This window comes from Desulfovectis peckii, from assembly GCF_055391705.1.
Genome location: NZ_AP042409.1, coordinates 1752573 through 1776386 on the forward strand (window position 1 = coordinate 1752573; position 23814 = coordinate 1776386).

General features: G+C 45.7%; 29 protein-coding genes. All 29 read right to left on the minus strand.

The window, feature by feature from the left end; genetic code table 11:
- Positions 1-15 precede the first annotated feature (15 nt).
- Positions 16-789, minus strand: coding sequence for a CheR family methyltransferase (locus ACZ5NG_RS08630; protein WP_464251410.1), 774 nt, complete (start codon positions 787-789; stop codon positions 16-18).
- Position 790: 1 nt separating this feature from the next.
- On the minus strand, positions 791-1291 hold the full coding sequence (locus ACZ5NG_RS08635) for a chemotaxis protein CheD (RefSeq protein ID WP_464251411.1): 501 nt from the start codon (positions 1289-1291) through the stop codon (positions 791-793).
- Between the two features lie 29 nt (positions 1292-1320).
- Positions 1321-2148, minus strand: a complete 828-nt coding sequence (locus ACZ5NG_RS08640; RefSeq protein ID WP_464251412.1) for a flagellar hook-basal body protein — start codon at positions 2146-2148, stop codon at positions 1321-1323.
- A 12-nt stretch (positions 2149-2160) separates the two neighbouring features.
- Positions 2161-2910: a flagellar basal-body rod protein FlgF gene (gene flgF, locus ACZ5NG_RS08645; protein ID WP_464251413.1), complete on the minus strand. Its 750-nt coding sequence runs from the start codon at positions 2908-2910 to the stop codon at positions 2161-2163.
- 21 nt (positions 2911-2931) lie between these two features.
- Complete coding sequence (locus tag ACZ5NG_RS08650; RefSeq protein ID WP_464251414.1) at positions 2932-3684, minus strand: sigma-70 family RNA polymerase sigma factor; 753 nt, start codon at positions 3682-3684, stop codon at positions 2932-2934.
- A gap of 15 nt (positions 3685-3699) precedes the next feature.
- Complete coding sequence (locus ACZ5NG_RS08655; RefSeq protein ID WP_464251415.1) at positions 3700-4344, minus strand: flagellar brake protein; 645 nt, start codon at positions 4342-4344, stop codon at positions 3700-3702.
- A gap of 12 nt (positions 4345-4356) precedes the next feature.
- Positions 4357-5226, minus strand: coding sequence for a MinD/ParA family protein (locus tag ACZ5NG_RS08660; RefSeq protein ID WP_464251416.1), 870 nt, complete (start codon positions 5224-5226; stop codon positions 4357-4359).
- Positions 5207-6502: a flagellar biosynthesis protein FlhF gene (flhF, locus tag ACZ5NG_RS08665; protein ID WP_464251417.1), complete on the minus strand. Its 1296-nt coding sequence runs from the start codon at positions 6500-6502 to the stop codon at positions 5207-5209. The genes ACZ5NG_RS08660 and flhF overlap by 20 nt, the downstream gene beginning before the upstream one ends.
- Positions 6499-8589, minus strand: coding sequence for a flagellar biosynthesis protein FlhA (flhA, locus tag ACZ5NG_RS08670; RefSeq protein WP_464251418.1), 2091 nt, complete (start codon positions 8587-8589; stop codon positions 6499-6501). Before flhA ends, flhF begins: the two co-directional genes overlap by 4 nt.
- A 33-nt stretch (positions 8590-8622) precedes the next feature.
- Positions 8623-9690 carry a flagellar biosynthesis protein FlhB gene (flhB, locus tag ACZ5NG_RS08675; RefSeq protein ID WP_464251419.1) on the minus strand — a complete coding sequence of 356 codons (1068 nt, stop codon included), beginning with the start codon at positions 9688-9690 and terminating at the stop codon, positions 8623-8625.
- Complete coding sequence (gene fliR, locus ACZ5NG_RS08680) at positions 9690-10460, minus strand: flagellar biosynthetic protein FliR (protein WP_464251420.1); 771 nt, start codon at positions 10458-10460, stop codon at positions 9690-9692. The genes flhB and fliR overlap by 1 nt, the downstream gene beginning before the upstream one ends.
- Before the next feature lie 12 nt (positions 10461-10472).
- On the minus strand, positions 10473-10742 hold the full coding sequence (fliQ, locus tag ACZ5NG_RS08685; protein ID WP_464251421.1) for a flagellar biosynthesis protein FliQ: 270 nt from the start codon (positions 10740-10742) through the stop codon (positions 10473-10475).
- A gap of 30 nt (positions 10743-10772) precedes the next feature.
- Complete coding sequence (gene fliP / locus ACZ5NG_RS08690; protein WP_464251422.1) at positions 10773-11528, minus strand: flagellar type III secretion system pore protein FliP; 756 nt, start codon at positions 11526-11528, stop codon at positions 10773-10775.
- Positions 11512-11907: a flagellar biosynthetic protein FliO gene (locus tag ACZ5NG_RS08695; RefSeq protein WP_464251423.1), complete on the minus strand. Its 396-nt coding sequence runs from the start codon at positions 11905-11907 to the stop codon at positions 11512-11514. Before ACZ5NG_RS08695 ends, fliP begins: the two co-directional genes overlap by 17 nt.
- 10 nt (positions 11908-11917) lie before the next feature.
- A complete protein-coding gene (locus tag ACZ5NG_RS08700; RefSeq protein WP_464251424.1) occupies positions 11918-12322 on the minus strand; it encodes a FliM/FliN family flagellar motor switch protein in 405 nt (134 codons plus the stop codon).
- Positions 12323-12331: 9 nt separating this feature from the next.
- Positions 12332-12799 carry a flagellar basal body-associated FliL family protein gene (locus ACZ5NG_RS08705; protein ID WP_464251425.1) on the minus strand — a complete coding sequence of 156 codons (468 nt, stop codon included), beginning with the start codon at positions 12797-12799 and terminating at the stop codon, positions 12332-12334.
- Positions 12800-12841: 42 nt separating this feature from the next.
- Positions 12842-13618, minus strand: coding sequence for a flagellar hook-basal body complex protein (locus ACZ5NG_RS08710; protein ID WP_464251426.1), 777 nt, complete (start codon positions 13616-13618; stop codon positions 12842-12844).
- Between the two features lie 83 nt (positions 13619-13701).
- Positions 13702-14088, minus strand: coding sequence for a TIGR02530 family flagellar biosynthesis protein (locus tag ACZ5NG_RS08715; protein ID WP_464251427.1), 387 nt, complete (start codon positions 14086-14088; stop codon positions 13702-13704).
- On the minus strand, positions 14089-14601 hold the full coding sequence (locus ACZ5NG_RS08720; protein WP_464251428.1) for a flagellar hook capping FlgD N-terminal domain-containing protein: 513 nt from the start codon (positions 14599-14601) through the stop codon (positions 14089-14091).
- A 31-nt stretch (positions 14602-14632) separates the two neighbouring features.
- On the minus strand, positions 14633-15937 hold the full coding sequence (locus ACZ5NG_RS08725) for a flagellar hook-length control protein FliK (RefSeq protein ID WP_464251429.1): 1305 nt from the start codon (positions 15935-15937) through the stop codon (positions 14633-14635).
- Positions 15938-15979: 42 nt separating this feature from the next.
- Positions 15980-16420, minus strand: a complete 441-nt coding sequence (locus tag ACZ5NG_RS08730; RefSeq protein ID WP_464251430.1) for a flagellar export protein FliJ — start codon at positions 16418-16420, stop codon at positions 15980-15982.
- Positions 16417-17745 carry a flagellar protein export ATPase FliI gene (fliI, locus tag ACZ5NG_RS08735; RefSeq protein ID WP_464251431.1) on the minus strand — a complete coding sequence of 443 codons (1329 nt, stop codon included), beginning with the start codon at positions 17743-17745 and terminating at the stop codon, positions 16417-16419. The genes ACZ5NG_RS08730 and fliI overlap by 4 nt, the downstream gene beginning before the upstream one ends.
- A 63-nt stretch (positions 17746-17808) precedes the next feature.
- Complete coding sequence (locus tag ACZ5NG_RS08740) at positions 17809-18537, minus strand: FliH/SctL family protein (RefSeq protein ID WP_464251432.1); 729 nt, start codon at positions 18535-18537, stop codon at positions 17809-17811.
- Complete coding sequence (gene fliG, locus ACZ5NG_RS08745) at positions 18530-19537, minus strand: flagellar motor switch protein FliG (protein ID WP_464251433.1); 1008 nt, start codon at positions 19535-19537, stop codon at positions 18530-18532. The genes ACZ5NG_RS08740 and fliG overlap by 8 nt, the downstream gene beginning before the upstream one ends.
- Positions 19538-19543: 6 nt before the next feature.
- Entirely contained in the window at positions 19544-21061 is a 1518-nt protein-coding gene (fliF, locus tag ACZ5NG_RS08750; protein WP_464251434.1) for a flagellar basal-body MS-ring/collar protein FliF, read from the minus strand.
- 28 nt (positions 21062-21089) lie between these two features.
- Positions 21090-21389: a flagellar hook-basal body complex protein FliE gene (gene fliE, locus ACZ5NG_RS08755; protein WP_464251435.1), complete on the minus strand. Its 300-nt coding sequence runs from the start codon at positions 21387-21389 to the stop codon at positions 21090-21092.
- Between the two features lie 11 nt (positions 21390-21400).
- On the minus strand, positions 21401-21841 hold the full coding sequence (gene flgC / locus ACZ5NG_RS08760; RefSeq protein ID WP_464251436.1) for a flagellar basal body rod protein FlgC: 441 nt from the start codon (positions 21839-21841) through the stop codon (positions 21401-21403).
- A 9-nt stretch (positions 21842-21850) separates the two neighbouring features.
- A complete protein-coding gene (flgB, locus tag ACZ5NG_RS08765; RefSeq protein ID WP_464251437.1) occupies positions 21851-22258 on the minus strand; it encodes a flagellar basal body rod protein FlgB in 408 nt (135 codons plus the stop codon).
- A 295-nt stretch (positions 22259-22553) separates the two neighbouring features.
- Entirely contained in the window at positions 22554-23699 is a 1146-nt protein-coding gene (locus ACZ5NG_RS08770; RefSeq protein ID WP_464251438.1) for a DegT/DnrJ/EryC1/StrS family aminotransferase, read from the minus strand.
- Positions 23700-23814: the final 115 nt, after the last annotated feature.

Below are 23814 nucleotides of genomic sequence, written 5' to 3' on the forward strand. Positions count from 1 at the left end.
TTGTGCCGTAACCGGTTAAGAAATCACCTTTTGGTAAAAGCACGGGGCTATTCTTTTAAACCCAAGTTCTGCATGGTTGAATATAGTTTCACTTCCGCCTATGAACAAGTAGCCGCCCGGTAACAGTGATTTCGCAAACTGCCGATTAACCTTGTTCTGAGCTTCGCGAGTAAAGTAAATAGTCACATTGCGACATAGCACTAAATCATAACCATGTGGATACCTGGAACTTAACAAGTCGTGCTGTCTAAAGGTTACCATATCTTTAATCTTCTGATTAATTAAATACTTACCGTTCACATATGTAAAATACTTTTTTAACCTTTCCTCACTGACATTTTTCAGTACATCATTGGTATATACACCGGCTTTAGCCTTTTTTAAAATAGTTTGGTCTAAATCAGTTGCATCAATCCGGTGAACTGTTTGCGGAGTCAGCTCGTCTAAAATAATCGCTACCGAATACGGCTCTGCACCGTTAGAACAAGCTGCACTCCATATTCTTAACCGCCGTCCGCCGGCAATTAAGCCAGGTAGAACCTCTTGCTCTAAAAAGCGAAACATTTTGGCATCGCGAAAGAACTCTGATACATTAATCGTCAAGTAATCCAAAAATTTTATGTATTCTTGGCGATCCCTTAACATTTTGTCAAGCAAATCCCGATAATCTTTCATTTGGTATCTGAACAGCAGGTTATCCAGCCGGCGTTTCAGCTGGTTTTCTTTATAACTGTTCAGATCCAGGCCAAAATTTTTATACACTTGCATTTTAAATTCAGCAAATTCCATGTCAAATCACCTTAAGAGCAGTACCAATAGTGCGGATAGTTACTTGACCGTTATTTAAATCTAAAATCATCGTCCGGCCACGGTTGCCGCCTATTTCTTTAGCTTTAACTTTAATATTCATTTCTTTAAGGATTTTCAACGTGCTTTCAGCATTACGCTTGCCAATATTAAGCATAAATTTCTCATCCGCTCCGGAAAACATTTGTGCTCCCCCCACCAACTTAGCCTCTAAACGGTTAATTACCGCACCTCTTTGCAGTAATGCTTTAACCATTACCGGAATTCCCAAATCAGCAAACTTGGCCGGATTAGTAACCCTACTAAACTGTGTGCTGTCGGGAAGCATAATATGTAGTAACCCTCCGACTTTTAACTTGGGATCGTAAAGACTCAAACCAATGCAAGAGCCCAATCCAAGGGTAATTAATTTATTCGGAGCGGTAGCAACTTTATAATCTGCAATTCCCACTTGTATTTCTTTAACAACTTTCGCAGGCTCCATTAAATGGCTCCCTTTCCATATATATTATATTATTTTCTGATATTATTGGCGGCAGCCCACATCTCATCAGCAGTACGTACGGCACGGGAATTAAGAGCATAAGCCTTTTGCGCCTCAATCATTTTGATCATTTCTTCAGCTAAATCCACGTTAGAAGCTTCCAAATAACCGGAAACCACTGATGCTTCCGTTATATACTCCGGTTGACCGGAAGCAGCAGTTGCAGCGTATAAATTGTTTCCGGCAGCAGCCAAGCCGGCATTATTGGCAAATCTAACCACTGCCACGGTGTCAACATTGCCGGTAAATCTCAGTTCCCTGCCACTTGCGTCTAAAGCGGTAATCTTGCCGTCAGCGGTCACACTAATTGATTGCAGCACTTTGCCGGCTTCATTATTCAGTTGCAGCCGAATGGGCTGTAAATTACCCTGCCTATTTCTGCCTAATAACCTATATCCGGCAGCATTAACTAAATAACCTTCTTCATTTAGATAAAACGCACCGTCTCTGGTATAGTAGCGATCAGCCTCGGCACCGGTAGGAGAAACGACAAAAAACCCCGGGCCGTTGATGGCCAAATCTAACGGACGTTTAGTTTGCTGCAACTGACCTTGGGTAAAAACTTTATCTATACCGCTCAAACGGGTTCCGGAACCGCTTTCCGGCACCGCCGCCCGGTCTGCAGGAACTACCGGCAGACCGCTGTGCCCTAACCGCTGCCTTACTAACTCGGCAAACTCGACTTTATCTTTTTTATAACCGGTGGTATTTATGTTAGCCAGATTATTGGCAGTAATATCCATTTGCAGCTGTTGTGCCGCCATCCCGGAACGGGCGGTTTGCAATGCCTTCAGCATACTTTTTCACCTCTATCTCAAACTGCCGATTTGGTTAACCGCTTTGCCCAGCAACTCATCCTGAGCTTGAATTAACTTCTGACCGGCTTCATAACTCCGTTGGGCATTAATCAAATTGATCATTTCGTTCAACACATCAACATTGGATTTTTCCACATATCCCTGTCTTACTTTTGGCTTCTCACCGGTTTGCAAACTGCCATTGGCGGCAAAATAGTTTTCGCCTACTTTACGCAAGCCGCTTTCGTCCTCGGGATCAACGCCTACAATACTCAATTTACCAATCTGCTTGCCATCCACCAGCAGGGTGCCCTCTTCCGTCACCGTAAATTCCTGATCGCCTACCTTAATCGGCCCGGATTCACCCTGCACCAAATAACCCTGGGCGGTAACTAAGTAGCCCTCACTGTTGACGCTAAAAGAACCGTTTCTGGTATAAAGCTGTTCGCCGTCAGCAGATACCACAAAGAACCCCGGGCCTTCCAAGGCCAAATCAGTAAAGTTACCGGTACTTACCAGCTGGCCCTGCTTCTTATTTACTGCTACTTGTGAAATTACCGTACCCAGGTTGGTGTTACCTACCACAGCAGTGCCTTTATGCAGCGGGCCGCGGTAACCCAACAGTATTTCTCCAAAGGTTTTCGACAGCACCTGCTCACTTTTATAGCCATTTGTATTAACATTAGCTAAGTTGTTAGTAATCACATCTAAGCGAGCCTGCTGAACATTCATGCCGCTTAAAATATTATAAATTCCCCGCACTGACACTTTCACCACCTTTAGTTATCCATCAGTTAACTGCTTAATTATTTTTCTCAGCCTTTTGATCGCTTGACCGTGCAGTTGGCACACTCTAGATTCCGATATTTCTAAAACCTCGCCGATTTCTTTTAAGGTTAATCCTTCCTGATAATATAAGGCCAAAAGCAGCTGCTCACGCTCACTTAGTAACGAAATCGCTTCCGTCAGTATGCGTTTCTCTTCAGTTTCATCAAGTAAATTCTGCGGATCCGGACTGTACGGATCTGCTAACAAATCGGTGCGTTGCATGCTGTTTCCTGTGGCATCATTTATTTCCTCATCCAAAGAATAAATTTGTGCTGCATTGACTTGCCGGTTTAAGCGGCGCACTTCTTTCGCTGACAGACCGGTTTCTTCCGCCAGTGCATTTTCGGTAACCGACATACCGGTCTGCTCTATTTTTTCCCGGGCGGCTTTAATAGCCTGCTGGCGCTGCCAAACACTTCTAGGCACCCAACTTGCCCGTCGAATTTCATCCAATATTGCCCCGCGGATGCGGTAATAAGCAAAACTTTCAAAGCCCACGCCCATCTTCGGATCGTATTTATCCACAGCTTCCATCAAGCCTATTACACCGTAATTTTCCAAATCCTCCTGCTGCATAAAGCGGGGTGCTTTCACTGCCAGTCGACCGGCTATATTTCGTACCAGTGGCAGGTAGGCGATAATAATTTTCTCTCTGGCTTCGGAACTCTGATTTATCAATAAATCATCCCACATTTTTTTAAGTTCCATGGCCTCACATCCAATTTACAGCTTGCGTAGCTGTTCCATTTGCTTTTCAAATACAAAGGAACAAATCAAATCTTCTTTATTGCGGCTTAAATCTAAAAACTTAATACCCAAATGATAAACACTGTCGTGCTCATCACTGGCATGACAGCGCACTACCTGGCCTTTTATCTTTATATCAATTGTTTTTCCCCGGGCATGTATTTGAAAACTAAGTTCCAGCACCATATCTACCGGCACAGGTTTTTTCACCGCCAGTTTCATACCGCCGGCACTCAAGTCTACTGTAATTCCTTTTCTTTTCTCTTCTTCAGAGGGTAATTTGTATTTTACATCGAGCATAATCGGTACCCGCGCAAAACGCCGCTGCTGTACCCTTTTTACGGCAGACAAATCCGGTGCACTGATTTTATATAAGCGTAAATTTTTACTCTCTTGATGCACCCCCAGAAAAACTGACTCAAAAACATAAGCCGCATCATCTGCCAAAAATTTTACAATAATCGGTTCATTATGCATTAAAACTAAAGAGTTGCTTTTATGATAAGGTATGTTGATGTAAACTATGTCATTTTGAATGTTTTGAATTGCAGACGCATATTCAATATCTTCACTTTTCCGCTTTACCGTTATCTTCTGCCCGATCTTTAGTTCTAAAGCCATTTATAGCTCCTCCTAACTGAATAATCGGGTCAGACGGCTGAAAAAACCTACTAGACCGCCACTTTTTTGCGGCCGGCCACCCACAAGTCCGGCCGCCATCCGGCGCACGCTCTCGCTGGCCGCACTGTTCGGTTTGTAGACAACAAAGGGCTGCTGCTGTTTTACCGCTTTTACAACAACACTGTCTTCCGGAATAGTACCCATGTATTCTACGGTCATGTTTGGCAAAAACCGTTCGGCTGTCACCAGCAATCTACGAAAGGTTTCATCCGCCTCTTTTTTTCTTTCTACCCGGTTGATAATTATTTTCACTTTATCATGCACTTCGTACTTAGCCAACACCTTAATTAAGCCATAAGCGTCAGCAATTGAAGTCGGTTCGGGAGTAGCCACAATTATCACTTCTTGAGCGGCCGCGACAAATGCCAATACGTTTTTGTTTAAACCGGCACCGGTATCCACCAACACAAAGTCCACATCACTTTCAAACTCTTTAATGGCATCGCGCAAGCTTAAAAGTGCTTGATTATTTAAATTGGCCAGCTCCATTAAACCCGAACCGCCGGATATAATTTTTAAATTGTTTGGTCCGGCAAGCAAAATATCCTGCAATGATTTGCCGCGGTATAAAAAATCATACAATGTATAGCGGGGGACTAAACCCAATACCACTTCTACATTGGCTAAACCCAAATCAGCGTCAAACAGCACCACCCGGTAGCCAAGAGCGGCTAAGGCAGTTCCCAGGTTAACGGTAATATTGGTTTTGCCTACCCCACCTTTACCGCTGGTTAAAGCAATTACGCGCGGCGAGTTATTGACGGCAAACTGCCGATTATTTGAAAATTCTTCTTGCGCCTTCTTAATAATCGTACTCTTCATGCCGGTCAACACTCCTGAATATTAGCCGGGCTAATTTACGAGGCTGCATGATTTCAATGTCATCAGGAATGGTCTGACCGTAGGTAGTATACAAAACCGGAAGGCCGGTTTTAGCCACGACATTCAACAAGGAGCCCAATGTTTCCGTTTCATCGGTTTTTGTGAAGATATATCCGTTATAATGAGCTATTTGAAAATCCTTGATCATGCGGAACAAATCCCGTTCCTTAGTCGGAGCACCTAAGACCAAGTAAATATGTTTCGGTTCGGCGATGGTATCTAAAAAGCCCTTTAGTTCCAAAACATGGCCGGTATTCTTTGATGAACGCCCTACAGTATCAATCAATACATAATCTTTATCGGCATGCCGCTCTGTCGCTTGCCTCAGTTCTGCCGGGGTCATCACTACTTCCACCGGCACGTCAATGGCCTCGCCGTATATTTTTAACTGATCGGCAGTGCCGTAGCGATAAGTATATACTGTTATTAAAGCCACTTTTTTGCCCTGTAAAAGCTTCATACGGGTTGCCAGTTTAGCCAGTGTAGTAGTTTTGCCTACACCGGGCGGCCCAATAAAGGCAATGAATTTTGGCTGTTTTGCGTCTTGATAAGCCGGTTTGATTAAATCGGTAACCTTGTCGATTAAAACAAGCTTGGTTAGATCATCCCGCTGCCCTGTACCGCTGTTAACTTCTGCTTCTAAACCGCTAAGCAGCTTCTCGGCAATATCCCGATCAATATCAAGATCAATCAGTTTTTTCCGCCACCGATACTTAAAGTCACTGTTATAAGCTTGGTCTGTTTTATTTAACGGTTGTTCCGTCATAGCGGGTAATCGCTCCCCTTCCTGTTCTTCCTGCAACCTGTTCACCGCTTCATCGTACAGCGGTTTAAATTCGGTAGGTAAAAGCAGAGCGGCAGCATCCTTTTCTGCTTCTTCATTCCCGTTCTCAGTTTGATTTTGACTGCGAATTAAGTTTGCCGCCTCATAAACAATGGGGTTGTGATGCTCTTCAACCGTTCGTACCGGTTGAATGTCTAAAACGATGGGTTTTGGCTCTGCAGGTTCTGCAATTTGTTTAAATTTAGGCGGTGCAGGAAGTTCCTTTGGTTCATCTAACACAGCAGTAACCTCTAATTTTTTCTTCACCAACCCGATCAAACCGGAGCCCCGTACTTTCTGCGTGCTGACAATAATGGCGTCCGGGCCCAGTTCCTCTTTAATTTGCTTCATCGCCTGCTGCATTTGCTCCACAACATATTTTTTAATAATCAATCAATACTCACCGTCCCCACTGCCTCTACTTCTACACCGGGAATTATCTCATTTAAAGAAATTACCGCCACATTAGACATATATCTTTCCAGCAGCCTTCTTAACGGAAGCCTTACTTTTTGTGAACACAGCAGTACCGGAGTAATCCCTTTGAGCGTCACTTTCTCAACGGCATTTTGTACCGCATCCAGCAAAGCGTTAGCTTGGTTCGGTTCCAACAGCGGGTACAAGCCCAACTGAGTAGGTTGAACGGAATCTGCGATTAATTCTTCCAAGCGGGGATGCAGGGTAATCACCGATATTTTTTTAGCACCGCTTACATGATCAATGCTGATAAACTGCTGGCAAATAGTACGGGCTAACCTTTGACGCACAAAATCCGTTAAAAAATCCGCATCTTTATTAATCCGCGCTCCATCAGAAAGGGCTTCTAAAATGGTTACCAAATCCCTAATCGGTACCCGTTCACGCAACAGATTTTGCATTACTTTTTGAATTTCACCTAATGTCATTAAATCCGGCACCAGTTCATCCACAACCGCCGGTGATTTTTCTTTCACTGCATCTAACAGCTCTTTTACCTCTTGACGGCCCAACAATTCATCGGCATGGGCCTTTATTACCTCGGTAAGGTGAGTAACCAATACCGTACTGCTGTCTACCACCGTCAAACCGTTAAGTTCGGCATTTTCTCTTTCCCCTTCATCCAACCACCAAGCCGGCAAGCCAAAAGTAGGTTCTTTAGTGGGAATACCGTTAATATCAGTTGCCTGTCCTAACGGATCCATCGCCAAATAATGTCCGGGCATCAGTTCACCCGAAGCCACCTCAACACCGCGAATTTTAATGACATAGCGGTTATGTGGCAGTTGCATGTTGTCCCGAATGCGAATCGGCCGCACTAACATACCCATTTCCTGCGCACACTGCCGCCGTACCGCAGCCAAACGCTGCAATAAATCACCGCCCTGACTTTCATCAGTAAGGGCTATTAAGTTATAACCAATTTCCACCTCCAAAGTATCAACTTGGAGATACGATAATACATTCTCCGGTTGACGCCTTTGTTCCTGCGCTTTCCGCGCCGCAATTTCTTGTTCCTGCAAGGCTTTTTTCTTTTTATCTTTGTGCAGCACATAAGCCGAATAGCCAACTACGCCCGCCAAAGCCAAAATCAAAAAGCTCGGCATTGTCGGCACTAAAGCAATGACAAACAAAATTCCCGCCGCTATGGCCAACACTCGGGGAAAATGTAAAAACTGCTTGGTAAGGTCTTTACCAAAACTATTATCCGATGTAGCTCTGGTTACCAATATGCCGGCGGCGGTAGAAATTAACAGGGCAGGAATTTGTGCCACCAAACCGTCGCCAATGGTTAATAAAGTATATCTTCTTACCGCTTGTTCAATAGGCATGCCGTGCTGTAACACACCGATAACCAAACCGCCGATAATGTTGATAAAGATAATTACCACCCCGGCAATGGCGTCACCGCGTACAAATTTGCTGGCACCGTCCATGGCACCGAAAAAGTCGGCTTCACGCTGCAGCCGTTCGCGCCGTGACCGGGCCTCATCTTCACTGATCAAGCCGGAATTCAAATCCGCATCAATACTCATTTGCTTACCCGGCATGGCATCAAGAGTGAAACGTGCCGCCACTTCCGCCACCCGGCCGGAACCATTGGTAATTACCACAAACTGAATCACCGTAATAATCGCAAATACCACTGCACCGACAATATAGTTGCCGCCGACCACAAAATTGCCAAAGGCCTCAATTACTTTACCCGCTGCCGCTTCACCTAAAATTAATCGGGTAGCGGAAATGTTCAACGCTAACCGGTAAAGCGTGGTCACTAACAGCAAACTGGGAAAAACCGAAAACTGCAGCGGTTCGGTAGTAAACATAGTAATTAATAAGATAATCAACCCCAAAGTAATACTGAGCACCAGCAGAAAATCAAGCACATTGGGGCTTAAGGGGATAATAATCAGCAAAACAATGCTGACAATCATTGCTGCTACAACAATATCGCTGTTTTTAAATAAACCGGATTTAGCCTGTGCTAAACTTGGTAACGGCATCTGGATACCACCTTAATCGCTTAGTACTTTTCTTTACCAACGTGCTCTGTTAGCCTGATAAACCGCAGCCAAAATTTCAGCTACCGCTTGATACAGCTCAGGCGGTATTTCTTGACCGATATCTACGTGATGATACAAAAAACGAGCTACCTCTTTGTTTTCTTGAATGGGCACATTGTGATCAATAGCAATTTGTTTAATTCTTTGGGCCATGAAACCTGCCCCTTTAGCAACCACTACCGGTGCCGGCGTTTTACCGTCGTCATAACGCAAGGCCACCGCATAGTGAGTGGGGTTAGTTACTACCACTGTTGCCTTAGGTACTTCCTTTTGAATTAAGTTCATTAAGATTTCCCGCTGTCTTCTTTTAAGCCAAGATTTAACCAGCGGGTCCCCTTCCGTTTGTTTAAACTCATCTTTTACTTCTTGCTTTGTCATGCGCATTTGCTTTTGAAAGGCATAACGTTGGTAAATTAAGTCTATTACTGCTATCGCAAAGTAAGTCATTCCACCCCAAAGCAGTACCGCCAACAGCCCGTCTAACAGCTTGTTAAACAGGAATTTCGGCGGCCCGAAAAACATATTCAGCATCTGAAAATACCAATTCTTAATTACAAAATAAACTGCCACCCCAACCAGCGTAACTTTTAATATCGACTTTAGCAGTTCAAAAAGGGTGCGGGTGCTGAACATTCTTTTTAGACCTTCCAGCGGGTTTAATTTCGACAACTTTGGCTTAATGACTTCCGGCGCAAAGAGAAAGCCAAACTGGGCAATATTCGAAACCAAACCAATGATCATCAAAATGATCAGCAGCGGAGCCATTAAGCCAAAGGCGCCGAGAACGGCACTGCTTAATATATCTAACAGCTGTTCATTGTTTTGCGGCGCAAATACATAATGGTGAAAATAATATTTGAGGTTATCCAGCGCTTCATCTGTAAAAGCACCGCGGGCAAAGTAAAAGTAAAAAACCCCGGCTAAGAGGCACAAAGCAGCGTTAAAATCCGCACTCTTTGGCACCTGACCTTTTTTACGCGCGTCCTGTAACCGCTTTGGCGTCGCTTTTTCTGTTTTTTCCTGACCACCCGGATTTGCCATTAACCAGCTAACCCTTTCACCAGTAATAAAAGATCTTTTTGCATTTGATCAAAAATGGCCGCGAAAATCGAACCCATTAACGGCAGTAAAACCGCCAAAGAGATTAAACCCATCATAATTTTAAAGGGAAAGCCAAGCATAAAAACGTTCATTTGGGGAGCGGTTCTACCCATTACCCCTAAAGCTATATCAATCATTAACAGCACACCTAACACCGGCAAGGCCACTTTTAGCGCCATCGTGACACTGTCAGCAAAAACACGGATAAAGAACAATGTGGCAGACCCGGATATTTCCGCAGCGCTTAAAGGTAAAACCTGATAACTTTTTGCCAGCCCCCACAGCAACCCATGATGGGCATCAACACAAAGCAATGTAGCCAATGAAACGTAATAAAGAAAACGGGCCAGCAAGGTATTTACCGAGCCGGTAACCGGATCCATTAATTGCGAAATCGCAAAGCCGATATGTAAATCAATCATTTGCCCGGCCATAAGCAAAGCGTTAAAAACTATCGTACAAATCATGCCCATGGCCAAACCTACTGCCGCTTCACTTAACACCATTAAGCCGTACTCAAAAAGCCTGGCATTGGCATTTATTTCGCCAACAGCCGCCAGGGGGTAAATTAAAATTGTTAAGATAAAAGCAAGGCCGGCTTTAACAAGTACCGGTATACCCGGAATGGCAAATATCGGGCTGGATATTAAAAAAGCAGTGCAGCGAGTAAATACAAGCATAAAAACCGGCACAACCGCTAAATCTGGCAACGAATTCACCGCCTAGCGTACAATGTTGGGAATTTGCTCATAAATTCTTTCCGTAAAGCCGGTAATTACCGCAGCCAGCCAACCGGCGATAACAATTAACGTAATAAAAACGGCAAAAATTTTCGGCACAAAGGCCAGTGTTTGTTCTTGAATTTGCGTGGTAGCCTGAAAAATACCCACTATCAAACCTACCAGCATGGCTGCACCCAGCGCCGGCGCGGCCAAAATTACCACTGTCATCAGCGCTTCTCGCGCGATATGAATAATTTCCGTTTCACTCATTGCTTGCCACTCCTTTTCCCGGCATCTATCTTAGCGAAAACTTTTCACCAGTGATTCCACTACCAAGTACCAGCCGTCTACCATTACAAACAACAGTATTTTAAACGGCAATGAAATCATAATCGGCGGCAGCATAAACATACCCATCGACATCAGAATGCTGGCCACCACCATGTCAATTACTAAAAAGGGTACGAATATCAAAAAGCCAATTAAAAAAGCGGTTTTTAATTCACTGATAATAAATGCCGGGATCATCACCGTCATCGGCACTTCATCCAAATTCTGCGGCTTATCCATTCCCGCCATATTAATAAACAGTGCTAAATCCTTCTCACGGGTTTGCCTGGACATAAACTCTTTTAGCGGCTCACTGGCTCGTTCCAAAGCTACCTGCTGATTAATTTCATTGTTTAAAAAGGGCTGAATAGCCTGGGTATTAATTTCGTTGTAAACCGGTGCCATAATAAACACCGTTAAAAACAATGCCAAGGCAATTAAAACCTGATTAGGCGGCGTTTGCTGTGTGCCCAAACCTTGACGCAAAAATGCCAGCACTACCACAATACGGGTAAAAGAAGTTAGCACTAAAATTAATGCCGGCAGCAGTGAAAGCATTGATAACAGCAGCAGCAGTTTGACTGTATCCACTACCTGTTCAGGCTGATCAGTTGGTTGAATAGTTAAATCAATTGCCGGCAGCGGTTGGGCAGAGGCCAAGGCAGGCAATGCCAGCAGTATTGCTATTGTTGCCGAAAAGATTAGTACTTTACTTTTCACCGCCATAATCCCCTTTGGTGCTGTTGTCATGTTTTTTGTCAAAACGCTTGGTTTTCAATTTTAATAATTGTCGAAAATCCGGTAGATTTTCCGCAAATTCCGGCTCCGGCAGCGTTTCCGGCAGCTCTGCAAACTCTTTCAGCAGCTGAAAGCTATTCTCTGAGTGGGCAACCAAATAATACTTTTTACCCACTTCTACCAAACTTATAAAAACCTTTTGCCCCAGTGGCAGCTGCTCTATCACGCGCATCCGCCGGCCCAATCCCCGCATGCCTTTAATGCCCCGGTGGGCCAAGCCGTATTTAATGGCAAAATAAGCAAGCAGCAAAATCAGCGGCAAAGCTATTAAAGTGCGAATAAAAGCAAATAAAATTTCTTTGTCCATCGCTAAATCATTAACCCTCTTCGTTTTTTTTCAAGCATTTTTTCGCGGGTTGAATGATCTTATTCAGCCGCACTGCAAATAAATCATTGATCACCAAAACTTCGCCTTGCGCAAAAGGGTGGTTGTTGATATAAATGCTGGAAGATTCGCCGGCCGGCTTATTCAGCTCAATTATCGAGCCTTTTTCCAAGTTTAATATATCTCTGATTTTCATTTCGGCTTGTCCCAGTTCAGCGTAGATATCTAAAACAATATCTTCAAAATGGGTAAGGCTGGATTTAATACTCTGCGTCTGGGGAGTAAGGGTCAGCGGCGGGAAAACCACCGGTTTAACCGTGGTTTTCCCGCTATCCTTACTGTCAGCCTCTTTTTGCATTTTACTCATTAGCTCTTCAATTTCTTGCTGATCCATCATTGTCATCACCTACTGAGTGAGGTATTCGGTAAAATAAACTCGGGATATTTTACCCTTTTCCAACAGCTTGTTGATTTCCGCCGTCATCTCACGCTGAACGCTTTCCACGCTGTCCGGGGGTTGCACATCGGCTAACTTTTTGGTGCGCAGCAAAGCAATAACGTTGTGCTGCAAGATATGTTGTTTTTCTGAAAGTTCTTTAGCCAATTCCTTTTGATCGGCATCATATTCTAACACTGCGGTAAAGCGCAGGTAGTGCATACCGCTGGGATCAGCCAAATTAACCAGCATCTCACCCAATTCAAAACCGGCCAATTTTGGCGGCGGCGGTTCACCGGCCGTTGGGTTAATAAACATGAAGTACCCGGCAGCAGCTCCGGCAATCAGCAAGTTGAGCGCTAACAGCACAATAATAATTACCTTTAAAGTTGAACGGGACTTTTGTTCTTGTCTGGGTTCAGCGGAATCCTTTGGCACTTTCCATACCTCACTTATTTAAAATAATTAATTAACTAAAGGTTAACGCTTTAAGTTAACCAGTTCCTCCAACAATGTATCTGACACCGTAATTACCCGCGCGTTTGCCTGAAAGCCGCGCTGGGTGGTAATCATGTCGGTAAACTCATTGGTTAAGTCAACGTTGGACATTTCCAAATAACCGGAAGCAATTTTTGCTCCTGCATCTGTTGCGGTACCATGATTAGCCGTGCCGGAAGCAACCGTTTCACTGTATAAGTTGTTCCCTTCCTTCTGCAAGCCCTCGTAGTTAGCAAAGGTGGCAATACCGATTGTTGCTGTTGCGGTTGTGCCGCCGTTAATAAAAATTTCACCTTGAGCATTAATGGCGATGGTATTAACACCGGTTAAACCGCTTATTACGTCGCCATTTTCGTTACATACATAATAACCGTCTGAATTTACCAAATACCCATCATGAGTTAAGAAAAACACGCCGTCACGAGTATAATAGGTATTTGCATTTGCAGCTGTCGGATCGTCCTTCAGAATAAACATACCGCTGCCTTGAATGGCTAAATCCAGCGTACGCCCGGTATTCTGCAAGCCCCCACCGTTCATATTTCTGGAAATACTGCTAACCTTCATACCAGTACCCACCTGGCTGGGGTTGTTCACCGCGCTGGGTGCCTTTTCCATTTGATACAACATATCCTGAAAATTTGCCCGATCGGCTTTAAAGCCAACGGTATTGACATTGGCAATGTTGTTACCGATAACATCCATTTTAGTGCGATGTGCCCCTAAACCGGCAACAGCGGAATATAATGAACGTAACATACTTAAATTTGCCCTCCTTAGGAATTTTCTTTTGGCTGCCTCAGTCGGTCGGCAGCCAACAGCCTCCTTGCGGGCCGGCTGTTTTATTTAATAATTACTGCACTGTCGATATTGGTAAAGACATGGTTATTTAAATTTTGCTCATCTATCGCAGTAACAACCGTTTTGTTTTTTATACTGGCAATTAGCGCCAAGTTACCGTAAATTAACAGCGAATCTCGCGCTCCTTTGGCTTCGGCCTGCCTTACCGCCTGGTTAATCTTAGCCCAGTCTGTCGGCCCCAGCACAATATTGCGCTCGCTCAGCCTTTTTTGCGCATGGGCAGACAGTTTTACACCCTGCTGCTTTTGAGTTTCCGCCTGCAACAGCTGGGCAAAGTTGCTTCCTTTAATATTATGTTTCGCAGCAACATTCTTCACCGACGGCTTTACCGGCTGTGGTTGAGGCAACCAGTCAATCCTGTTGGTCAATTATTCCTCCTCCCTCTCGCTGTCTGAAGTCAAGTCGGCAGCCTGTTCTGCTTGCTTATCTGCGGCGTTCACATCAGCTAATATCATTTCCGGTTCTACTTCAGGCTGAGGCGCTTCTTCTACCGCTATAACCATATCCAACGGATAAGCTTTGCCGTTTACCACTAGCTGTACAGTGTTACCTTGGGTAATCACCTTTTCTACCAAGCCGGTTTTTACTTCCTCACCGTCAACCAGCGAAACCAGTTTGCCCAGCATAGCCGAGCCCTGATTTAGCTGCTGCAACTTTAGCATCTCGGTAAATTGGCTGTTCAGGTTGGTCAGTTGTTCTAACATGGTAAACTGAGCCAACTGACTGGCAAATTTATCTGAATCCATTGGGGAAGTGGGATCTTGATTTTTTAACTGCTCAATCATAATGCGCAAAAAAGCGTCTTTATCCAGCACCTGCTTGGGCTGTCGCGTTTGCTTTTCCGGGTAATAAAGATCGCTGTTAGCAGCTTTTACTTCCATATTTACCCCTCTTTCGTTAAAACCCTAAGCTTTAAATCAAAATATTTAAACCACCGCTAACCTTTGCTTTGTCTGCAGCGGCAAGCCCGCTAATCGGCAGTTCATTGCCCGGCGCACGATAAACACCGGCGCTAGCCCAGTGCCGTTTTGCCGGCTGACGATAGCCGCCGTTATTCCACTGACTGCCCTGCTGGCCTAAAAAGACTGCTGCTTCATTAAGCTTAATCGACTGCTGGACCAGTGTCTCGCGTATTTGCGGCAGTACCGCCTCTAAGGCTTCTTTGGCATGGGCGGTAGTGGCATAAATATGCGTATTTAGTTCACCCCGCTGATAGGTCAACCTAATGGTTACCTCACCTAAATGCTCCGGCTGTAGCTTTATACGCATGGTTGTTGCCTGATTTGGCTGCCGGCGCACCGCCATTTCCTTCACTAAATTGCTTATTCGTGCGGCCAGTTGTTCCAGCGGTACGGACTCTGTCGGCTGCTGCAGTGTATTGGCACTGTTTACAGTGAGATTGGCAGTATTAACTGTAAAGTTCAGCTTTGTTTGAATTTGGCTTGCCCCCGGCTGCCGATTAACATCCTGTGCCGTCGGCCGGTCAAAGGACTGCTGATTGCTTTGGTAAAAACCGCTGTCAGCCGCTTGCTCAACCGGTCTAACGGTTATATTACCGGCAGGTTTTTCGGCAAGCGCCGGCGTTACTTCCGCCTTGACAACCGGTTTGTTTAACTCATGGTTTAACTGCAGCAGTGCCGCTTCTAACTGCCTGGCCTTATGCGGCATGTTTTGGGCATTGCCTAAGTCAGCGCTCACACCGGTTTTCTCACCGGTCAACAACTGTTCCAGTTTGGCAATTACCTGCTGATCTACCGGCTGTTCACCAATGATTAAGCGGTTTAACTCTCTGAGCAAATTAGCCGCCTCTGCCGGTGGCCGGTTTTTAAGCTCACTGAGCACACCTTTAATTTGCTCAGCCAGCTGCGGGTTTTCCGCCATTAAGGCTTGCCAGAAGTTAGCCACCTGGGCCATCAGTTCCGAACTAGCCTGCGCCGGCAAAATATGTTCACCTGATAACTTTATCAGCTCTTGCAGCAGTGGCATCTCTGATTGCCGGTTTGTGTCAGCAAGGAACAGGTTCTGCATTACTGCATCAAAATCCGGCATAGTGGGCTGTTGTATACCGTCCTCGGCAGTTTGGTCGGCAAATAACAAGGCGTTGAGTATCGCCAAAAAATCGCCGGATGCCCCTTCAAAGGAAAGCATTTGCCCTTCAGATTTAGCATCCCGCCGGCTGCCGTTTAAAAATAATAAATTTCCTTCCAACGTGATCACCCCAAATTCACCCCCTTTCACGTATAGTTATAAAGAAAGCGGTTATATTCTTGACTGACGCCGGCGATTATACATGCCGGTCGCCAGCTCATCGGTAAATTTAGCTTCCGCTAAATTAAGTTGATAGCAGTAGTCATTAAACTGTCTTTCTTTCAGTTTTTCCAGCACTAAGCGCTCTTTTCTGGCTTCCATTGTTTGCCGGCGGGCATCATTTAGTTTTTGCTCTGCTATCTTGGTCAAGTGCATTTGGTTGTCCAGTAGGTTTTTTAAATGCTCCCGATACATCGCTAAATGCAGTTGGGCATTTACAGCTTGTCCATCGTCTAGGTCATAAGTTTGTTCCAAAGCGGTTTGGGTTTTCGCCATCGCCGCCCGTCTTTCCTGATACAACCGCTGTGCTCGGGACTGGGCCAATAACTTTTGTTGTTCGTTGTTTATGCGCAGCTGTAGCACCGTTTCTAATCTAAAATTAAATTTTTTCAATGTTCACCCTCCGCAACCAAATGATACATCATTTCTAATGACCGGCTGTAATCACTGCACTCATCCGGCTTTTGCTTTAAAAAGTCGACAATGGCCGGATATTTGCTGATAGCGAGGTCAATTTTGGGGTTAGAACCGTGCACATATGCGCCGACACTGATTAAATCTTCGGACTCTTTATAAGTGGCTAATAATTCTTTAATTTTACCGGCCGCACTGATGTGCTGTGAATCAACAATATCGGGCATTACCCGGCTGACACTGCTTAAAATATCAATAGAAGGATAATGGTTTTTAGACGCCAACCGGCGGGATAAGACCAAGTGGCCGTCTAATATCCCCCGCACCGCATCGGCAATCGGTTCATTCATGTCATCGCCGTCTACCAGCACGGTATAAAAGGCGGTGATGGAACCTTTATCCCCCATGCCGGAACGTTCTAAAAGTTTCGGCAGCAGGGCAAACACCGAAGGGGTATAACCGCGGGTCGCCGGGGGTTCTCCCACTGCCAAGCCCACCTCACGCTGGGCCATGGCAAAGCGGGTTACCGAATCCATCAACAGCATCACATCTTTGCCCTGATTGCGAAAATACTCGGCAATGGCGGTGGCAACATAAGCACCCTTTAAACGCACCAATGCCGGTTGATCCGACGTGGCGGCAACAATTACCGATTTTTTCAGGCCCTCCGGCCCGAGATCGGTTTCGATAAATTCAAGTACTTCCCGGCCGCGCTCACCGATTAAGGCAATGACGTTTACATCAGCACTGCAGTGCTGCGCAATCATGCCTAACAGCGTACTTTTGCCGACACCGCTGCCGGCAAAAATGCCAATCCGTTGACCGCAGCCGCAGGTTAGCAAGGCATCAATCGCCCTTACCCCGGTAGGCAACACTTTTTTAATGCGCTTGCGTTTCAAGGGGTTGGGCGGGGTGTTGTCTACCGGAAACAGCTCACCTCCGTTGACCGGCATACCGCCGTCTATCGGTTGGCCCAAGCCGTCCAGCACCCTGCCCAGCAAATGCTCCCCTACCGGCACCGAAAAAGACTTGCCGGTAGGCATGACGGTACAGCCGGGGTAAATGCCCTTAAGTTCACCTAACGGCATTAACAGGGAATTGCTTTTTTTAAAGCCAACCACTTCGGCATATACCGGTTGTTCTTCATCGGGCACTTTAATTTGGCAAACCTCGCCGATGCGGGCATTGATACCCTGCACCTCTACCGTCAACCCGACTACCTGGACAACCTTGCCCAGCAGTTTTATTGGCTGTACGCGCTGTAGGCGCCGACGCACACCACTGAGATCTACCGTTACATTCAAAAAATTCACCTCGTAGGCTGGTTTATTTAGAAACCTGAACCGTTCCCTGACAGGCAAACTCTCTTAGGAAGCTTCGTTATTTTCCGCCAAAACTGCCTGCAGCACTTCCTGCCAACGGGCATCAACGGTGGCATCTACCATGCCTTGATCGGTATCCACCAGGCAACCGCCGGGCTTAATTCGCTCATCGGCAATAATTGCCAGCTCTGCCTGGGCGGATAGGGCTTCTTTAAGCTCTGACTGATGGTCAATATATATCTGCAGTTCGGCAGGATTGACATACATTGTGATGTGTTCCCGATCTCTAACCAAGCGAATGGTTTCGTGGGCAATTTGCAAAACTATCTCGGCATCAACGGTCAGTTGCGTGGTCAATATTTTTTCGGCAATTTCTACCGCCAAATCAATGATCTCCTGCTGCATGGCATCCAGTGTTTGCTTACGGGCTTGTTCGGCCTGGGCAAGAACATCCCGTGCCTGGCGACGGATTTCCTCCGCTTCATCCTCAGCCAGAGCAATACCCTGCTGATAGCCTTGCTGCTCGGCAATTTTTTTTAATTCTTCGCTTTGGGCTCGTGCCTCTTCCAGCAGCTTTGCCGCGTCAGCCTGGGCCTGACTTATAATTTGCTCAGCCCGGCGCTCTGCTTGCTCTACTATTTGCCGCGCAACCTCTTCACTGTCGATTTCGCTGTCGGCAGGCTGATCATCGCTTTCACACAATACGGGTTGTGGGCGCAGTTCTAAGCGTACAGGCTCATTGTCCACCGTCGCCCCTTTAATTAAACTAGACAATAATTGCATCCTCCCCGCCGCGGGCGATTACAATTTCGCCGCTTTCTTCTAAGCGTCGAATGACATTGACAATCTTTTGCTGAGCCTGCTCCACATCTCTTAAGCGCACCGGACCCATATACTGAATTTCTTCTCTGAGTATTTCGGAGGCCCGTTTAGACATGTTCTTAAAGATGCGGTTGTTAACTTCTTCATTTGCTCCCCGCATGGCCAAGGCCAGATCTTTAATATCAACTTCACGCAGCACCTTTTGAATAGAAATATCATGCAGCTTGACGATATCCTCGAAGATAAACATCATCTTGCGCACTTCTTCTGCCAAATCCGGGTCGGTATTTTCTAAACGTTCAAAAATGGTTTTTTCAGTTGCCCGGTCAACTTTATTTAATATATTTACCAAGGCCTTTACGCCGCCGGTTACCGTTTCTTCGCTGAGGGCCACAGCCGACAGTTTGCGTTCCAGTACCTTTTCTATTTCCTTGGCTACATCGGGAGATGTACGATCCAATATTGCCACCCGGCGGGCAACCTCAGCCTGCAGCTCAGGCGGCAACTCAGAAAGCACCACCGCCGACTGATCCGGCTTTAAGTGAGCCAGCACAAAGGCAATTGTTTGCGGATGTTCCTCACGAATAAAGCCGACTATCTGTCTGGGGTCAGATTTGCGGAGATTTTGAAAAGGTATCTGCCTTAAGCTCAGGCTGATTTTTTCTAATATCTCTACCGCTTTCGCCGGACCGACGGTTTTCTCCAACAGTTCTTTGGCGTAATCCAACCCTCCGTCGATTACATAAGCACGGGCTTCCCGGAGTTGGAAAAACTCCTGAATTACCCGGTTGGTCAAATCGTTCGGCACCCGATCCATATCAGTAATGACACCGGTAATTCGTTCAATGTCATCGTCACTAAAGCCTTGCTTAAGCACTTTTGATGACAAATCCGCACCTAAACTCATCAGCAATATGGCAGCTTTTTCTACACCTGATAAACTAACGGCCATATACGCTTACTCCTTCAACCACAGTTTGATAATCTCCGCTATTTCTTCGGGATTTCGTTTTGCTTCTTCCCGTAAAACCTCTTTTTGACTGGGTTCACGCAGCGGCACCTCCGGCTGTTGAACCTCGGTATCAACATCGCTTACCGCAACAGGCGTGCGGAATGCCGCTTCTTCTTCCGCTGCTGCCCGGCGCCTTCTGCGCAGCAGGAAAATTATTGCCAGCAGCAACAATAACACGCCGCATGCTATGCCGACATAAAGATACAAGTTACCGGTAGTTTCAGGCTGTTCTTCTTCCGCAAAAACATCTTGTGCGGTATCAAAGGGCATTGGCTGCACGGTAATTTGATCGCCGCGCTCCGGCTGATATCCGATAGCGGCTTCCACTACCTGACGCACATCTTCCGGATTCACATTTACATTGCTGTCTACAATAACAGAGGTAGAAATACGCTTAATTGCTCCCGGGGGCTGATCAATTACCGTTTCTTCTTTACTGTTCTCATAGTTAGTAACAGCCGATTCATGCTCGTACTCGCCGCTCTCCCCGCTGATAGCAGGATATTCGCTGCCCGGCATTTGGGATGTTGTGCCTACCGGTGCTCCGGCGTTGATGTTGCTGCCCCTCGACGAAGTAGTCTCCTCACTTACCGGAGCCCCTTCCGTTACCTCGGTTATTTTGGTCTGCACTTTACTGAAATCAAGCTCAGCCGATACCATTACGGTAACTCTGCCGGGACCAAAAACTTGAATAAGCAGCTGCTTTAACCTGTTTTCGATATCTTTCTCAATCTGGCGCTGCAATTCTTGTTGCTGCTTCAGTGAGCTGCCGGACACACCGTCGGTACTGCTTTCTTCTTTAATAAAATCATTAAGGGGCGTACCCTTGCTGTCGATGATATGAATATTTTCCGGTTTTAAACCGTCTACACTGCCAACCAACAAATCGTTAATGCCTTTAATTTGTTCCGGTTCCAGCTTAGCCAACGGCTTTAGCTTTAGCATCACAGAAGCGGATGCTTCCCCTTCTTCTTCAATAAAAACGCTTTCCCGTGGCAAAACCAGGTGTACCCTCGCCTGCTCAACCGCTTCCAGCGAAGCAATGGTCCGCTGAAGTTCTCCCTGCAGCGCCCGTTGATATGTAACCTGCTCATCAAATTCCGTTTGTGTCATTTTACTTTCATCAAACAGCTCAAACCCCTGACCGACACCGGGCAAAACACCCTCACTGGCCAACTGCATGCGCAGCTCGTAAACCTGATCTTCCGGAACCTCAATGGTCCGACCTTGGTCAGTAATTTGATATTTAATATTTTGTTCTTTTAGTTTCTCGGCGATTGCACCAGCTTGTTCTATCTCCAGATCAGTGAAAAGAGGGGCATAATTAGGTTGAAAAAGCAAAACAGCTAAATAAAACAAGCAAACAGCAATGGCAACGACAATTGCCGCCGCTGCTATTTTTTGCGTTTGAGTTAAACTTTGCCACCGCTCTTTTCCCTTTGCCGGCAGGTCACGTAGGTTCAAAAAAAACACTCCCCACTAGCAAATTTTATTACAGCGGCATGCTGGATATCTCTTTGTAAGCCTGTATCACTTTGTTGCGCACCTCAACTGCCAGCTGCATGGCAACTCTTGCCTCTTGCATGGCAATCGTTACCTGATGCACATCCTGCACCTCACCGGCAACAAATTTTAATTGCATCTCTTCTGCATGCTGCTGAAGGGCATTAAGCTTGTTAATCGATTGATTTAAAATTTCTCCGAAAGACAACTTTTGCTCAGACTGATCAGCCGCAAGCTTCTGCTGCTGACCGGTCAGAATTAGCGGTTGGGTAAGCATATTTACCTGCATTTAACATCCTCCTATCCCTTGCCTATTTCCAGCGCCTTTAAAGCCATTGACTTAGCGGCGTTAAAGGCGGTGACATTTGCTTCATAAGCTCTGGTAGCTGTAATCATGTCAACCATTTCATTTAGCACGTTTATATTAGGATAGGCAACATAACCGTTTTCGTCAGCATAAGGATGATCCGGGTCGTAAACGGTGCGCGGCGGATTGGGATCATGAACTATTCCGGTTACCTTTACTCCCGCACCGTTAAAACCATATGTATTGCTTCTGGCATTTATCGCCTGCCGCAGCTGTTGGGCAAAAAGGGGTACCTGCCGGCGATAAGGCTGGATCGTACCGTCGGTTTTACCGGCAGTGTTAATGTTCGCTAAATTATTGGAGATAATATCCAGGCGCAGCTTTTCGGCAGACATTCCTGACGCACTGATGGCAAAAGAATCAAATATACTCATAACCGCCGATTACCTCCCGGAATTGGTAATGATATAACTAATCAGTGAATAATGTTCGCTTAATGACTGGGCAGATGTATTGTACTTAATCTGATTGGCCGCCAGATTGACCATTTCTTCTTCCGCGTCAACATTATTGCCGTCGGCCCGCATCGCAGTATTGTTAATCTGCACCACCTGCGGATATACCTCGGCAGGATGCTTTTTTCCGCCTATATGCATGGGATGGGTGGTGCGCAAAGGCAAGCGGTTGCCCTTTAATGCAGCCTGCAGCTGCTCTTCAAAAGAAACTGCAGATTTTTTAAAACCGGGTGTATTTATATTAGCTAAGTTATTGGCAATTACCCGCTGCCTTAAGCTCGCTACATCAAGATCACGCTTGAGCGCCAAAACAGTGGGATTATTAATACCAAGCACCTTAAAACCTCCCGAACTATTTTTGCGAATATTCACAAATGTGTAAATTGTTTATATATGCCAAACTCCTTAATTGCTATTCAACAAATTAAAAAAATTTCCCTGCATAAATTTGTAAAAGTTGCTTTATTAATGTAACATCTTAGCAAACACATTTCAAAAAATGTATTATTTAGTGCTTCTATGCCTTATTATAATTGAATGTTGGGATTGATCTATCATTTTACAGGGACCAAAGTACCATTTATCCAATTTCTTGCAGCGTGTCCCTTATTTACCATTGTTTTTTGCTTTTTTATGCCAAAATACTTTTTACTTTGCCAATAATCTCCGCTACCTGCTGATCCGTAAGCCCTTGACTAATTGGCAGCAGTAAAATGCCGGCGTAAAATTCCTCTGCTTTGGGGGCACGGCTACCTTCTAACGTACAAACATCAGGGTGCCCCGCCCAGATGTAATAGGGGTGTAAAAACACCGGGAAGTGCTTTACATCGACATCTACACCTAAGGTTTTTAACTTCACAAATAAACGACGCCGTTCCCTTTTAGCCGCCCCTTTTAACTGCAGAGCATAAAGACCGTAAGCAGGAGTGCTGTTGGCCGCTTTGGCCGGCACCGCCACTTGTTCCAGATCAGCAAAAGCGGTATTGTATTGTTCGGCAATTTCCGCCCGCCGGGCTAAAATTTCATCCAGCCTTTTCAGTTGAGAAAGGCCCAATGCCGCCTGCAGCTCGCTTAGGCGATAGGGATAGCCCAAATCCTGCATTTCTACATGCCAGGGGCCCTCATCTTTTGTCAACAGCCGGGGATCCCGCACAAAACCTTCATCGCGAAATACCCGCAGCCACTCAGCATATTCATCAGACTGGGTTACCACCATGCCCCCTTCACCGGTATAAATATGATTGCCCGGCCCGAAATCAAAAACTACCATATCACCCCACTGAGCCACAGACCGGCCTTGGTACTGCGCGCCCAAAGCATGGGTGGCATCAACCAACAGGGGAATATCCTTACCCGCTACCGCATCCAGAATAGGCTTAAGATCACAGGGCTGGCCGGCAAAGTGATGCACAATAATAGCGCGGGTTTGAGAATTGATGCGGGCAATCACATCTTGAGGGTCAACATTGCCGCTGGCCGGATCAACATCGGCAAAGATGTTAACGCCTCCTTGATAAAAAACACTGTTTGGCCCACTTACCGGGGCAATTGGGGGCACAATTACCTCTTCTTTGGGGCCGATAGCAGCGGCGCGCAGCGCAATATGCATACCGGCTGTACCGCTGGAAACCGCCACCGCATGTTTAACGCCAAAATAAGCGGCAAAAGCCCGCTCAAACTCTCTAACCATTTCACCGCTGTGCAGCCGGCCGCTCTCTAAAACAGCCATTAAAGCTTCTTTATCCTCATTGGTAAAAAACGGAATTTTTTTCGTCATAATACCCTCCACTTTTCTAAAATAAATACAATTTTAACAAATTGTAGTAATATTATAAAGCTTTTTTAAAAAAAATCATGTATAATCATATTTTGGAATAATATATAACAATAGC

Bases quoted from the DNA above. Each gene is read 5' to 3' on its own strand.
- ACZ5NG_RS08630 (WP_464251410.1), bottom strand. From the start codon at position 789: ATGGAATTTGCTGAATTTAAAATGCAAGTGTATAAAAATTTTGGCCTG.
- ACZ5NG_RS08635 (WP_464251411.1), bottom strand. From the start codon at position 1,291: ATGGAGCCTGCGAAAGTTGTTAAAGAAATACAAGTGGGAATTGCAGAT.
- ACZ5NG_RS08640 (WP_464251412.1), bottom strand. From the start codon at position 2,148: ATGCTGAAGGCATTGCAAACCGCCCGTTCCGGGATGGCGGCACAACAG.
- ACZ5NG_RS08650 (WP_464251414.1), bottom strand. From the start codon at position 3,684: ATGGAACTTAAAAAAATGTGGGATGATTTATTGATAAATCAGAGTTCC.
- ACZ5NG_RS08655 (WP_464251415.1), bottom strand. From the start codon at position 4,344: ATGGCTTTAGAACTAAAGATCGGGCAGAAGATAACGGTAAAGCGGAAA.
- ACZ5NG_RS08660 (WP_464251416.1), bottom strand. From the start codon at position 5,226: ATGAAGAGTACGATTATTAAGAAGGCGCAAGAAGAATTTTCAAATAAT.
- flhA (WP_464251418.1), bottom strand. From the start codon at position 8,589: ATGCCGTTACCAAGTTTAGCACAGGCTAAATCCGGTTTATTTAAAAAC.
- flhB (WP_464251419.1), bottom strand. From the start codon at position 9,690: ATGGCAAATCCGGGTGGTCAGGAAAAAACAGAAAAAGCGACGCCAAAG.
- fliQ (WP_464251421.1), bottom strand. From the start codon at position 10,742: ATGAGTGAAACGGAAATTATTCATATCGCGCGAGAAGCGCTGATGACA.
- fliP (WP_464251422.1), bottom strand. From the start codon at position 11,528: ATGGCGGTGAAAAGTAAAGTACTAATCTTTTCGGCAACAATAGCAATA.
- ACZ5NG_RS08695 (WP_464251423.1), bottom strand. From the start codon at position 11,907: ATGGACAAAGAAATTTTATTTGCTTTTATTCGCACTTTAATAGCTTTG.
- ACZ5NG_RS08700 (WP_464251424.1), bottom strand. From the start codon at position 12,322: ATGATGGATCAGCAAGAAATTGAAGAGCTAATGAGTAAAATGCAAAAA.
- ACZ5NG_RS08710 (WP_464251426.1), bottom strand. From the start codon at position 13,618: ATGTTACGTTCATTATATTCCGCTGTTGCCGGTTTAGGGGCACATCGC.
- ACZ5NG_RS08720 (WP_464251428.1), bottom strand. From the start codon at position 14,601: ATGGAAGTAAAAGCTGCTAACAGCGATCTTTATTACCCGGAAAAGCAA.
- fliG (WP_464251433.1), bottom strand. From the start codon at position 19,537: ATGGCCGTTAGTTTATCAGGTGTAGAAAAAGCTGCCATATTGCTGATG.
- fliE (WP_464251435.1), bottom strand. From the start codon at position 21,389: ATGCAGGTAAATATGCTTACCCAACCGCTAATTCTGACCGGTCAGCAG.
- flgC (WP_464251436.1), bottom strand. From the start codon at position 21,841: ATGAGTATATTTGATTCTTTTGCCATCAGTGCGTCAGGAATGTCTGCC.
- ACZ5NG_RS08770 (WP_464251438.1), bottom strand. From the start codon at position 23,699: ATGACGAAAAAAATTCCGTTTTTTACCAATGAGGATAAAGAAGCTTTA.